This window comes from Variovorax terrae (assembly GCF_022809125.1).
Classification (GTDB): Bacteria; Pseudomonadota; Gammaproteobacteria; order Burkholderiales; family Burkholderiaceae_C; genus Variovorax_A; species Variovorax_A terrae.
This window is the reverse complement of the sequence record NZ_JALGBI010000003.1, coordinates 26,277-38,631: the sequence shown is the minus strand read 5'-3', so window position 1 is coordinate 38,631 and position 12,355 is coordinate 26,277. Positions and strand designations below refer to the sequence as shown.

At 70.4% G+C, this 12,355-nt stretch carries 10 protein-coding genes; 3 read left to right on the top strand and 7 right to left on the bottom strand.

The window, feature by feature from the left end:
* Positions 1 to 49: 49 nt before the first annotated feature.
* Complete coding sequence (gene mrdA, locus MMF98_RS19535) at positions 50 to 2,110, top strand: penicillin-binding protein 2 (RefSeq protein ID WP_243308778.1); 2,061 nt, start codon at positions 50 to 52, stop codon at positions 2,108 to 2,110.
* A 110-nt stretch (positions 2,111 to 2,220) separates the two neighbouring features.
* On the opposite strand, the gene MMF98_RS19530 is transcribed toward mrdA, so the two are convergent.
* Entirely contained in the window at positions 2,221 to 2,979 is a 759-nt protein-coding gene (locus MMF98_RS19530) for a sulfite exporter TauE/SafE family protein (protein WP_243308776.1), read from the bottom strand.
* Between the two features lie 387 nt (positions 2,980 to 3,366).
* On the opposite strand from MMF98_RS19530, the gene MMF98_RS19525 reads away from it, so the two are divergent.
* Together MMF98_RS19525 and MMF98_RS19520 are read left to right on the top strand one after the other, a co-directional pair.
* A complete protein-coding gene (locus tag MMF98_RS19525) occupies positions 3,367 to 4,797 on the top strand; it encodes an ammonium transporter (RefSeq protein ID WP_423837655.1) in 1,431 nt (476 codons plus the stop codon).
* A gap of 12 nt (positions 4,798 to 4,809) precedes the next feature.
* On the top strand, positions 4,810 to 5,238 hold the full coding sequence (locus MMF98_RS19520; protein ID WP_243309702.1) for a hypothetical protein: 429 nt from the start codon (positions 4,810 to 4,812) through the stop codon (positions 5,236 to 5,238).
* 65 nt (positions 5,239 to 5,303) lie between these two features.
* Here MMF98_RS19520 and MMF98_RS19515 read toward each other — a convergent pair whose 3' ends face one another.
* The 6 genes from MMF98_RS19515 to MMF98_RS19490 form a co-directional block, all read right to left on the bottom strand.
* Positions 5,304 to 5,627, bottom strand: a complete 324-nt coding sequence (locus tag MMF98_RS19515) for a hypothetical protein (RefSeq protein WP_243308774.1) — start codon at positions 5,625 to 5,627, stop codon at positions 5,304 to 5,306.
* A 35-nt stretch (positions 5,628 to 5,662) separates the two neighbouring features.
* Entirely contained in the window at positions 5,663 to 6,295 is a 633-nt protein-coding gene (locus tag MMF98_RS19510) for a ricin-type beta-trefoil lectin domain protein (protein WP_243308773.1), read from the bottom strand.
* Between the two features lie 79 nt (positions 6,296 to 6,374).
* Positions 6,375 to 8,285, bottom strand: a complete 1,911-nt coding sequence (locus MMF98_RS19505) for a sensor histidine kinase (RefSeq protein WP_243308772.1) — start codon at positions 8,283 to 8,285, stop codon at positions 6,375 to 6,377.
* Positions 8,282 to 8,953, bottom strand: coding sequence for a response regulator (locus MMF98_RS19500; RefSeq protein WP_243308771.1), 672 nt, complete (start codon positions 8,951 to 8,953; stop codon positions 8,282 to 8,284). Before MMF98_RS19500 ends, MMF98_RS19505 begins: the two co-directional genes overlap by 4 nt.
* Positions 8,954 to 9,020: 67 nt before the next feature.
* Entirely contained in the window at positions 9,021 to 10,718 is a 1,698-nt protein-coding gene (locus tag MMF98_RS19495; RefSeq protein ID WP_243308770.1) for a GMC family oxidoreductase, read from the bottom strand.
* Positions 10,719 to 10,780: 62 nt separating this feature from the next.
* Complete coding sequence (locus MMF98_RS19490) at positions 10,781 to 12,325, bottom strand: CoA-acylating methylmalonate-semialdehyde dehydrogenase (protein WP_243308769.1); 1,545 nt, start codon at positions 12,323 to 12,325, stop codon at positions 10,781 to 10,783.
* Between the last annotated feature and the right edge of the window lie 30 nt (positions 12,326 to 12,355).

Below are 12,355 nucleotides of genomic sequence, written 5' to 3'. Positions count from 1 at the left end.
AGGGCCGCTTCAAGCAAGGCCAGCGCCCTCGGGGAGCGTGGGGGCTCCAATGACCGAGCTGCCCAACGTCGAAGCCGACCTGTCCCGCTTCCGGCGCCGGGTGCTGGTGGCCAGCGCCGTGGTGCTGCTGGCGTTCCTGCTGCTGGTGCTGCGGCTGGCCTACCTGCAGGTCATCCGCCACGAGGACCTCGACGAGCAGGCCGAGAGCAACCGCACCGCGGTGGTGCCGATCGTGCCCAACCGCGGGCTGATCCTGGACCGCAACGGCGTGGTGCTGGCCACCAACTACTCGGCCTACACGCTGGAGATCACGCCGTCCAAGGCCGGCAACCTCGAGCAGACGCTGGATGCGCTGGCGCAGGTGGTGGACATCCAGCCGCGCGACCGGCGCCGCTTCAAGAAGCTGCTGGAGGAGTCCAAGAGCTTCGAGTCGCTGCCCGTGCGCACGCGGCTGAGCGACGAGGAGGTGGCGCGCTTCGCGGCGCAGCGCTACCGCTTTCCGGGCGTGGACATCAAGGCCCGGCTGTTCCGCAACTACCCCTACGGCGAGCTGGCGAGCCACGTGATCGGCTACATCGGCCGCATCAACCAGGCCGAGAAGGAGCGCATCGAGGACTCCGAGGACGACAGCAACTACCGCGGCACCGACTACATCGGCAAGCTCGGCGTCGAGCAGAGCTACGAGCGGCAACTGCACGGCATCACCGGCGTGGAAGAAGTCGAAACCTCGGCCGGCGGGCGGGCCGTGCGCAAGCTCGCCAGCAACCCGGCCACGCCGGGCAACACCGTGATGCTGTCGCTCGACATCAAGCTGCAGAAGCTGGTGGAGGACATGTTCGGCGAGCGCCGCGGCGCCCTGGTCGCGCTCGATCCGCGCAACGGCGAGGTGCTGGCCTTCGTGAGCAAGCCCACCTTCGACCCCAACCTGTTCGTCGAGGGCATCGACGTGGAGAACTGGCAGGCGCTCAACGAGTCGCTCGACAAGCCGCTGCTCAACCGGGCCCTGCGCGGCACCTACCCGCCGGGCTCCACCTACAAGCCGTTCATGGCCATGGCCGCGCTGCAGACCGGCAAGCGCTCGCCCAGCGCCATCATCCAGGACAACGCCTCCTGGACCTTCGGCGGCCACACCTTCCGCAGCCACGGCGACATCGCGCTCGGGCCGGTCGACATGTACCGCGCCATCGTCAAGTCGAGCAACGTGTACTTCTACTCGCTGGCCAACGACATGGGCGTGGACACCATGCACGACTTCATGAAGCCGCTGGGCTTCGGCCAGATCACCGGCATCGACATCAACGGCGAGGTGCGCGGCGTGCTGCCCAGCACCGAGTGGAAGCGCAATGCCTACAAGCGCCCCGAGCAGAAGAAGTGGTACGCGGGCGAAACCATCTCGCTGGGCATCGGCCAGGGCTACAACACCTTCACCATGCTGCAGATGGCGCAGGCCACGGCCATCCTGGCCAACAACGGCGTCAAGCACAAGCCGCACCTGGTGCTGGCGACGCAGGACGCGGTGACGCGCACGCGCGAGCCGGTGGTGCAGCCCGCGCCCGAAGACCTGGGCTTCAAGCCCGAGAACGTGGCCGTGGTGCGCCGCGCCCTGGTGGGCGTGACGCAGGAGGGCACCTCGGCGCGCGTGTTCGCGGGCGCCGGCTACCTGAGCGCGGGCAAGACCGGCACCGCGCAGGCCGTGACCATCGGCCAGAAGGACAAGTACAACAAGGCCAAGCTCGAGGAGCACCAGCGCGACCACGCCGTCTACATGGCGTTCGCGCCGGCCGACGAGCCGAAGATCGCGCTGGCCGTGATCGTGGAGAACGCCGGCTGGGGCGCCGAGGTGGCCGCGCCGCTGGCGCGCCGCGTGTTCGACTACTGGCTGCTCGGCCAGTACCCGAGCGAGCAGGACCTGGCGGCGGTGCAGAAGGGCCAGGCCTCCGCGCCCCTCGGCAAGCCGCGGGCGGCGGCGGACGTGGCCTGGCCGCCGGCCGGCGGCGTGGGCGCCCTGGCTGCCGCCGTGCCTGCGGCATCGGCCGCGGCGCCCGTGGCGGCTGGCGCGCCGCCCGCCCCGGGGCCGCTGACCGTGGCCGCGGGCCGGGCCGAGCGCTAGGGTCTGTTGCCCCGAAAACGCCTTTGCGCCGGCTCAGGCGGCTGTTTCATGGTGAAAACGGCTGGATGTCCTTGTCCTGCGGTCATCGGGCGCTATTAAAACCGTAGCAATCAGCGCAGGAAGGCGTCGTAGCCGGTCTTCAGGATCAGCGCGCTGACCACCAGGATGAACACGCTGCGCACGAAGCCCGTGCCGTGCTTGAGCGCCATGTGCGTGCCCAGCAGGCTGCCGACCACGTTGGCGATGGCCAGCGTCAGCGCGAAATGCCACCACACATGGCCCTTGAGCGCGAACAGGATCAGCGCGGCCAGGTTGGTGGCGGTGTTGAGCAGCTTGGCCGAGGCCGAGGCGTTGAGGAAGTCGTAGCCCAGCCAGCGCACGAACAGGAACACGAAGAAGCTGCCGGTGCCGGGGCCGAAGAAGCCGTCGTAGAAGCCCAGCACCAGGCCGATCACGCTGGCCGCCAGCGTCTCGGCGCGGCCCGACAGGCGCGGCGCATGGGTGTGGCCGAGCTGCTTCTTGGCCAGCGTGTAGGCCAGCACCGCGATCAGGATGAAGGGCAGCAGCCGGCGCAGGAATTCCGGCGAGATCACGGTCACGGCCCAGGCGCCGGCAAACGAGCCGGCAAAGCCCGCGGCGGCGGCCGGCAGCAGGGCGGCCCAGCGCATCTGCACGCGCCGGTGGTACTGCCAGGTGGCGATGGCCGTGCCCCAGACCGAGGCGCTCTTGTTGACGCCGAACAGGGTGGCAGGGTGGGTGGTGGGGAAGGTGGCGAACAGGGCGGGCACCAGAATCAGGCCGCCGCCGCCCACGATCGAGTCCACAAAACCGGCCAGCAGCGAGGCCAGCGACACGACAAACAATTCCATGACTCGATTGTCGCATCCGTGCGTACTCTCAAATCAATAGCATGGAATGACCGTGCGATGCGGACCTTGGCGGGTTTGGTTCCAGAAAAAGAAAAAGGCGCCGGCTGGGCCGGCGCCTTGTGAATCAGCATCTCGCGGGATGCCTGCAAATGTATTCTGGTAACTTGTGGGTGTCTCCTCGGTCCCTCGCCCTCACGGGCAGCGTGGCCCGGTTGCGAGTGGTAACACTTTACCGGATGCACTTTCCCAGTGCATTGGGGATTTCCCGGCCAGGCCTTCGCGCCATGGCGGGCGATCCGGTGCCGCAGGAAGGGGCGCAAAACGCCGCCGCGCTTTGGCATGACTTATGCAGAGCAGCTTGCAGTTGGGCACAAAACGGGAACCATCATGAGGGCAGTCGGACGGCGGATCATCCTGATCATCGGGCTCTGGGCGGGGTGCGGGGCCATGGCCTGGGCCCAGGCGCCCGCGGCTCCTCCAAACCCGCCGGCCGCCACGGCCAGCGCACCGGCCGAAGCGCCCGCAGCGCAGGTGGCGCCGGCCGTTGCCGTGCCCGCCCCGGCGCCTGCCGCCGCCCCGACGCGCCCCTCGCTGGTGCCGCAGGACAGCCTGAACGCGGCCGACACCGCCTGGATGATGACCTCCACGGCGCTGGTGCTGCTGATGACGCTGCCGGGCATCGCGCTGTTCTATGCCGGCATGGTGCGCAAGAAGAACGTGCTCAACACCATGGCCTGCGTGGTGGCCATCGCGGCGCTGGTCAGCCTGCTGTGGTTCGCCGTAGGCTACTCGTGGGCCTTCACCCCGGGCAGCGGCTGGCTCGGCGGCAGCGAACGGCTGTGGTTCAGCGGCCTGGACTACATGAAGGAGGCGGGCAAGGTGGCGGTCAGCCACGTCGCGCCCAACGTGCCCGAGTCGGTCTACGCGATGTTCCAGCTCAGCTTCGCCATCATCACCGCGGCGCTGGTGGTGGGCTCGTTCGTGGAGCGCATGCGCTTCTCGGCCATGCTCTGGTTCATCGGCATGTGGACGCTGTTCGTCTACGCGCCGGTGGCGCACTGGGTCTGGGAGCCGGGCGGCTGGCTGGCCAAACTGGGCGCGCTCGACTTCGCGGGCGGCTCGGTGGTGCACATCAACGCCGGTGTCTCGGGCCTGGTCTGCGCCTACTTCCTAGGCGCGCGGCGCGGCTACGGGCGCGAGCCGTTCGAGCCCTTCAACCTCGGCCTCACCATGGCCGGCGCCGGCCTGCTGTGGGTCGGCTGGTTCGGCTTCAACGCGGGCTCGGCCGTGGCGTCCGACGGCCGCGCCGGCCTGGCGATGGCCGTCACGCACATCGCCGCGGCGGCCGGCGCCATCTCGTGGATGCTGGGCGAGTGGGTGCTGCGCCGCCGCCCCTCGCTGCTCGGCCTGTGCTCGGGCCTGGTGGCGGGGCTGGTGGCCATCACGCCGGCCTCGGGCTTCGTCTCGCCCCGCTCGGCGCTGGTCATCGGCCTGGTGGCGGGCGCTGCCTGTTACTGGGGCGCCACCGGCCTGAAGCGCCTGCTGCATGCCGACGATTCGCTCGACGTGTTCGGCGTGCACGGCATCGGCGGCATCGTGGGCTGCCTGCTGACCGGCGTGTTCGCGAGCAAGACGATCTCAGGCGCGGAGGGCAGCCTCTTCGTGCAGGCCGTCAGCGCAGGCGCGGTGATGGCCTACAGCCTGATCATGACCTCCCTGCTGCTGTGGGTCACGATCCTGATCGTGGGCCTGCGGGTCGATGAGCAGACGGAGTTGAACGGCCTGGACATCGGCCAACACCGGGAACGCATTTCCTGACGGGAGAGCCTCATGCTGGACAGTGAAAAACTCGCGATCGCTGCCCACCTGCATGTCCTGCTGCGGCGCAAGACCGGGCGCGTGACCGACACCGAATGGATGGCCGCGAACACCGACTACGCGGCCGAGATCGTGCGCTTCGCGCGCGCCAAGGCGCTCGAAGAAGGCCACCCGGACCTGGCCGAATGGGCGCTGCGGCTGGAGCAGGCCATGGCCGAAGCCTCGAGGGCGCCTGCGCGCCCGCTGGCCCAGGCCGTGCGCGAGAGGCTGCAGCAGCACGCCGCGCCAGCCCCGGCGCCCGCGGCGGCCGGCGAAGGCGGCAGCGGCTTCGGGCCTTCTTCCTATGGCGAATCGGGGTTCGCCGAATCGACGCTCGAACCCGGCAAGCCGCGCAGCCCGCGCGACCCGAACGCGCCGCGCTACGTCGGCGGCATCCGCTGAGGCGGGCGCCGGCGGCCGCGTCCCAGCGCAGGCCCTGCGGCCGATCCGTTGGCGGGGATGGCGCGTCAGCGTTTGGGCACGCTTGCCGGGTCGCAGACCGGCAGGTTGTTGAGGACCATGATCCGGCAGCCGTTCTGGCCCGTCTTTCGGGCCTGGCCGCTGTTCGCCGGGGCAGGCTTGCGAGGCAGGACGTTCTTCGCCAGCGCGTACTGCTCGGAGCTGAAATTGTCGAAATGGATGCGGTACTGGCCGGCGTGGTCGCCGGAGCCCACCTCCACCACGGTGCCGTCGTAGTAGTCGGCGCTCACCCAGACGCGCACCTTGTCGCCGACCTGCCAGGCGGCTTGCGCGGTGGCGGCTGCCGCGGCCGCCAGCAGGATGCCGGTCACGGCAACGATTCGAAGCCTACTGCCCATGGGCTTCGTCAATTGCCGCCGCCTTGCGCGACGATATTGCCGCCCCCCTGGGCGACCACGTTGCCACCGCCCTGGGCCACGATGTTGCCGCCGCCCTGAGCCACGATCCTGCCGGTCGACAGGCTGATGACGTCGCCGGGCCGCGCGCTCTGGGCCGTGCTCAGGAAGGTGCTGCGCACGGCCGTGTTGCCGATGCGGTTGGCGGTGGCCTGCGCGGACTCGATCACGTGCGAGCCCCATTGCTGGTTGATGGCGCCGCTGCACTGCCAGGCCAGCACCCGCACGCCGGCGCCGTTGCGGTTGCCCTCCACGTCGGCGCACCAGCCGGCCTGGTTGTTCAGGCGGCGGTTGCTCAGGGCCCAGATCTGCGACTTGTCGCCGCCGCGGCAGCCTTCCCAGGTCAGCGGCTGGTTGCCGGTCTTGCCCGTCAGGCACTGGCCGTTGACCTGGATCTGGCCGTAGCCCGAAAACCCCTGGATCGGCGCCTGGCCGGCCCAGTTGGCGGTGACGGCGATGCCGCCGCTGGCGTGCAGCAGGTAGCCGCTGGACGACGAGAGGTAGGCGACGTTGGCCGCCGAGGCGGCGGCGCCGGCCAGCGCGAGGCCGGCGGCGCACAGGATGCGGATCAGGAGATGGCTCATCGAAAGGCTCCTCGGAAGGTTCGTGGGCCATGCCGGCGGCATGGAGGCGGGCCCCGGCCGATCGGGGCCGGGGAGGGGTTCAGCTTAGGCGCGCGTGCGCCACCCCGGCATCCTGCGTTTGGAGTATTTCAAGGGGCACGCGCAGCACGACCCGGGTGCCGGGCGCGGCGCTGAGCACCTCCAATTCCCCGCCGAGCTGGCGGGCGCGTAGGCGCATGTTGGCGAGTCCGCGCTGCGCGTGGGGCCGCGCCGGGTCCGGGGCCTGGTCGGCCTGCGGGCCCAGGCCGCGGCCGTCGTCGCTCACCTCGACGGCCAGCGCGCCGCCGGCCACCTCGAGCCGCAGCCGCAGCCGGCGGGCCTGCGCGTGCCGCAGGGCATTGGCCAGCGCTTCCTGCACGATGCGCATGATCTGCAGCACCTGGCCGGTGGAGGCGGCCACCGGCGTTTCGTCCACCTCCCAGGCCAGCGCGACGCCGGCTTCGCGCAGCCGCGGCTCGAGCCGGTAGCGCAGGTTGGCCAGCGCGAGCTGCAGCGAATGTTCGCTGGGCTCGAGCGAGTCGATCACCAGCCGCAGGTCCTCAATGCAGCCGCGCAGCAGCGCGCCGACACCGGCCGGGTCGAGCTGGCCGCGCTCCACCGCGTCGAGCGTGGTCATGAGCTGCGAGCCCACGCCGTCGTGCATGTCGCGCATCAGGCGGTCGCGCTCCTCGGCAATGGCCGCGCTGCGCTCGAGCGTGCGCAGGCGCTCGTGGGTCAGCTCGAGCTCCCGCGTGCGTTCGCACACGCGCTGCTCGAGCTCGGTGTTGAGCCGGCGCACCTCGTCGAAGGTGTGGAAGTAGTTCTCCGCCACCGCGTAGACCAGCGCGCACAGCAGGATGGGTGCGCCGAAGGCCATGCGCGCGGCAGGGCCGAACGGCAGCAGCTCGGCCGAGACGGCGAGGTCGGTCAGCCCCAGCAGCAGCGTCAGCAGCTCCGCGACCAGGATCAGCCAGGCGCCCGTGCGCGCGCGGCCCTGCGGGGTGCGCAGGAACTGCAGCAGCACCGCGATCGACCAGGCGCCGAGCGCCGCGCAGGCCAGGTACCAGGGGATGCGCAGCAGGCTCAGCAGGCGCAGGTCGAGCAGCGCGAACAGCGGCGGCGCCGCCAGGAAGACCGCGGCGACGAGGCGCTCGGCGCGCACGGGGCGCCGGCCCGCGAAGCGCAGCATGAACAGCCACAGCAGCAGCACCACGACGCCGAGGCTGCCCAGGATGAAGGCCTCCAGCAGGCCCGAGGGAATGCCCTGCGGCGTGGCGGTGTAGTGGAAATTGCGGATCGACCACAGGATGGCCAGTCCGGCGAAGTAGCCGTACATCGATTCCCGCGGGCGGCGCAGCCACAGGATCAGCACCAGCACGCCGGTGAAGAGCAGCGCCATGTTGACCGAGCGCGACAGGGTGACGCGCATGAAGTAGTCGTGGCTGTAGAGGTCTTCGACCCCCTGCCGCGGCCCGAGCGTCACCGGGCCGAGGCCGCCGCGCAGGTTGGGCGCCACGCGCAGGCGCAGCAGCAGCTCGTTGTCGCCGGCGTGGAGCACCTGCGGCGGGAGGGGAGCGAAATGCGGCTTGCCCCCGGCGCGCTGGATCTCGCCGCTCATGCCGCCGCTGGTGCCGACGTCGATGCCGTTGAGGTAGAGCTGGTAGCTCGTGGACACGCTGGGCAGGTAGGCGCCCCAGGCGTCGGCGGGCGCGCTGGCCAGCCGGAAACGGAGCCGGTACCAGCCATAGCCGTGCAGGCCGGGGTTGGTGCGCTGCCAGTTGTCGGGCAATGCGCGCTCGACCCAGTCGGCCGCATCCTCGGCGGGAGGCGCGGGGGCGTCGGTCTTCACGAACTGCGCCTGCCGGATCGTCAGCGTGCCCGCTGCTTCCCCGCGCGGCTGCAGGCTCCAGGCCAGCAGCGCCAGCCCGAGCGCGACGACGGCCCAGACGAGCCAGCGCGCCAGCCTGCTCACAGCTTCAGCAGCCCGCGTTGCTGGGCCAGGAACACCGCATGCTGGCGCGAACGGGCCTCGAGCTTGCGGTAGATGTTCTGCACGTGGCTCTTGACCGTCAGCGGCGAGATGTGCAGCGCGTCACCGATCTCGGCGATGCTGCGGCCGCGCGCGATGGCCTCCAGGATCGCGGTCTCGCGGCGCGACAGCGGCGACGGGCCCGCCTCGGCGGCCGGGAGCGGGGCCGGCCCCGGCGTCCGTTGCAGCCGCGTGAGCAGGTAGCGCGCCAGCGAGGGGCTGATCGGCGACTCGCCCGCGCGCAGCGCATGGAGGCTGGCATTGAAGTCGGAGGGCAGGCTGTCCTTGAGCAGGTAGCCGGTGGCGCCGGCCTCGATCGCCTCGACCAGGTTGCGCTCGCCGCCGAACACCGAGACCACCATGATGGCGGTGTGCGGCGATTGCTGGCGGATCTGGCGGATCACCGCGAAGCCGCTGGCGTCCGGCAGGTCGAGGTCGATCAGCGCGACGTCCGGCGCCAGCGCGCCCGCGTGGCGCATGGCCTCGGCGGCCGTGGCGTACTCGGCCAGCAGTTGCAGCGACGGGTCCTGGGAGAGGTTCTCCCGGTAGCGCCGCGCGTGCAGCGGGTTGTCCTCGACCAGGACGACGGTGGTGCGGATGCGTGTCATCATGCCAGTGCGCCAAGCGGCAAAAATAACACGGCCGGAAACGCCGGCCCTGCTCCGGACGGAGTATTTTTCAGGCCGCTTCGCTGATCCAGCGCGCCGCCTTCTCGGCGATCATCAGCGTCGGCGAATTGGTGTTGCCGCTGGTGATGGTGGGCATCACGCCGGCATCGACCACGCGCAGGCCCGCCACGCCGCGCACCCGCAGGCGCGAGTCGACCACGGCCATCGGGTCGTCGCTGCGCCCCATCCTGGTGGTGCCCACCGGGTGGAAGATGGTGGTGGCGATGTCGCCCGCGAGCCGGGCCAGCTCCTCGTCGCTCTGGAACTGCGTGCCGGGCTTCCACTCCTGCGGCCGGTACTTCGCCAGCGCCGGCTGGGCCACGATGCGGCGCGTCACGCGCAGCGAATCGGCGGCGACCTGGCGGTCGGCGTCGGTCTGCAGGTAGTTGGGCGCGATCAGCGGCGCGTCCTCGAACCGGTTGCTGCGCACCTGCACCGTGCCCCGGCTCGTGGGGTTGAGGTTGCACACGCTGGCGGTGAAGGCGTTGAAGCCGTGCAGCGGCTCGCCGAACGCATCCAGGCTCAGCGGCTGCACGTGGTACTCGAGGTTGGGGTGGGGCTGGGCGGCGTCGCTGCGCGTGAACGCGCCGAGCTGGGAGGGCGCCATGCTCATCGGCCCGCTGCGCCGCAGCGCGTATTCGAGCCCGATGCGGGCCTTGCCCAGCAGCGAGTTCGCCATGGTGTTGAGCGTGCGGGCGCCTTCGACCTTGAACACCGCGCGGATCTGCAGGTGGTCCTGCAGGTTGGCGCCCACGCCCGGCAGGTCGCTCACCACCGGGATGCCATTTTTCTGCAGCAGCGCCGCCGGGCCGATGCCCGAGAGCTGCAGCAGCTGCGGCGAGCCGATGCTGCCGGCGCTCAGGACGACTTCCCGGCGCGCATGGGCCACCACCATCTCCTGGCCCGCCCAGGCCTGCACGCCGATGCAGCGGCGGCTGCCGTCGGGTTGCGTCTCGATCACCAGCCCGGCCACCTGGGCCGAGGTCCACATCTCGAAATTGGGCCGCCCGTAGCAGACCGGCCGCAGGAAGCCCTTGGCCGTGTTCCAGCGCAGGCCGTTGTGCTGGTTGACCTCGAAGTAGCCCACGCCCTCGTTGCTGCCGCGGTTGAAGTCGTCGGTGGCCGGAATGCCCGCCTGCTGCGCGGCCTGCGCGAACGCATCGAGGATGTCCCAGCGCAGGCGCTGCTTCTCGATGCGCCACTCGCCGCCGGCGTTGCGGTGGCGCAGCACCTGGTCGTAGGGGCTGGTGCCGCCGGCCAGCAGCTCGGACTTCGTGCCCTTGGCGCCGTGCAGCGCGTCGGCGCCCTTGTAGTGGTCCTCGTGCAGCTTGAAGTACGGCAGGGCGTTGGCCCAGGTCCAGGCGTCGTCGCCGGTGAGCTGCGCCCACTGGTCGTAGTCGCGCGCTTGGCCGCGCATGTAGATCATGCCGTTGATGCTGGAACTGCCGCCCAGCGTCTTGCCGCGCGGGTAGCGCAGCGCGCGGCCGTTCAGGCCGGCATCGGGCTCGGTGCTGTAGAGCCAGTCGGTGCGCGGGTTGCCGATGCAGTACAGGTAGCCGACCGGGATGTGGATCCAGTGGTAGTCGTCCTTGCGGCCGGCCTCGATCAGCAGCACCCGCTTGGAAGCGTCGGCGCTCAGGCGGTTGGCCAGCAGGCAGCCGGCCGTGCCGCCTCCCACAATGATGTAGTCGAACGTGGTGTCGCTCATGGGCGCCTTGTCTCTTGCTGATTGTTATGGGGAGCGGCCACCGCGGGCCGTCAGGCGCAATCCTACTTGGCCGTGGGCATGACGAACTCCGCGCCTTTCCCGATGCTTTCAGGCCAGCGCTGCATGATGGATTTTTGCTTGGTGTAGAAGCGCACGCCTTCCTCGCCGTAGGCATGCATGTCGCCGAACAGGCTCTTCTTCCAGCCGCCGAAGCCGTGCCAGGCCATGGGCACGGGGATCGGCACGTTGATGCCGACCATGCCGACCTGGATGCGGCGCGAGAACTCGCGCGCCACGTTGCCGTCGCGCGTGAAGCAGGAGACGCCGTTGCCGAACTCGTGGGCGTTGATCAGGTCCACCGCCTGCTTCAGGTCGTGCGCGCGCACGCAGCCCAGCACCGGGCCGAAGATCTCTTCCTTGTAGATGCGCATCTCGGGCGTGACGCCGTCGAACAGGGTGCCGCCCATCCAGAAGCCCTGGTCGCAGCCTTCGCCGGCCTGCGCGCCCTGGAAGCCGCGGCCGTCCACCAGCAGCTTGGCGCCCTCCTGCTGGCCCAGGGCGATGTAGCCGGTGATGCGGTCGTGCGCGGCGCGCGTGACGATCGGGCCCATCTCGGCGTCCAGGTTGGCGCCGTTGAGCACCTTGAGCGCCTTCGTGCGCTCGATCAGCTTGGGGATGACCTTGTCCGCCGCATCGCCTACCAGCACCGCCACGCTGATGGCCATGCAGCGCTCGCCGGCCGAGCCGTAGGCCGAGCCGATGAGGGCGTCCACGGTCTGGTCGATGTCGGCGTCGGGCATCACCACCATGTGGTTCTTGGCGCCGCCCAGCGCCTGCACGCGCTTGCCGTGGCGCGCGCCGGTCTCGTAGATGTAGTTGGCGATCGGCGTGGAGCCGACGAAGCTCACGGCCTTCACGTCCGGGTGTTCCAGCAGCGCGTCCACCGCGGCTTTGTCGCCCTGCACCACGTTGAACACGCCGTCGGGCAGGCCGGCCTGCTTGAGCAGCGCCGCCATCAGCAGCGAGGCGCTCGGGTCGATCGGGCTGGGCTTGAGCACGAAGGTGTTGCCCGCGGCGATGGCCACCGGGAACATCCACATCGGCACCATCACCGGGAAGTTGAACGGCGTGATGCCGGCCACCACGCCCAGCGGCTGGCGCAGCGTCCAGTTGTCGATGCCGGTGGAGACCTGGTCGGTGAAGTCGCCCTTGAGCAGTTGCGGGATGCCGCAGGCGAACTCCACGATGTCGATGCCGCGCGTGACCTCGCCCTGCGCATCGGTGAACACCTTGCCGTGCTCGGCCGTGATGGCGTGCGCGAGTTCGTCGCGGTGCTGGTTGAGCAGCTCCAGGAACTTGAACATCACGCGCGCCCGGCGGATCGGCGGCGTGTCGGCCCAGGCCGGGAAGGCGGCCTGGGCGGCGGCCACGGCGGCCGCGACCTCGGCCGTGTTGGCCAGCGCCACCTGGCCGGTCACGGCGCCGGTGGCGGGGTTGAAGACGTCGGCGCGCCGGCCGCTCTGGCCGGGCGTGGCGCGGCCGCCGATCCAGTGCTCGATGGCGGTGGTGGCCGGGGTGGAGGGTTGGCGCAGGTCGGGGGCGTTCATCGGGGTCCTTCGGTTGGCGGAGAGATACCC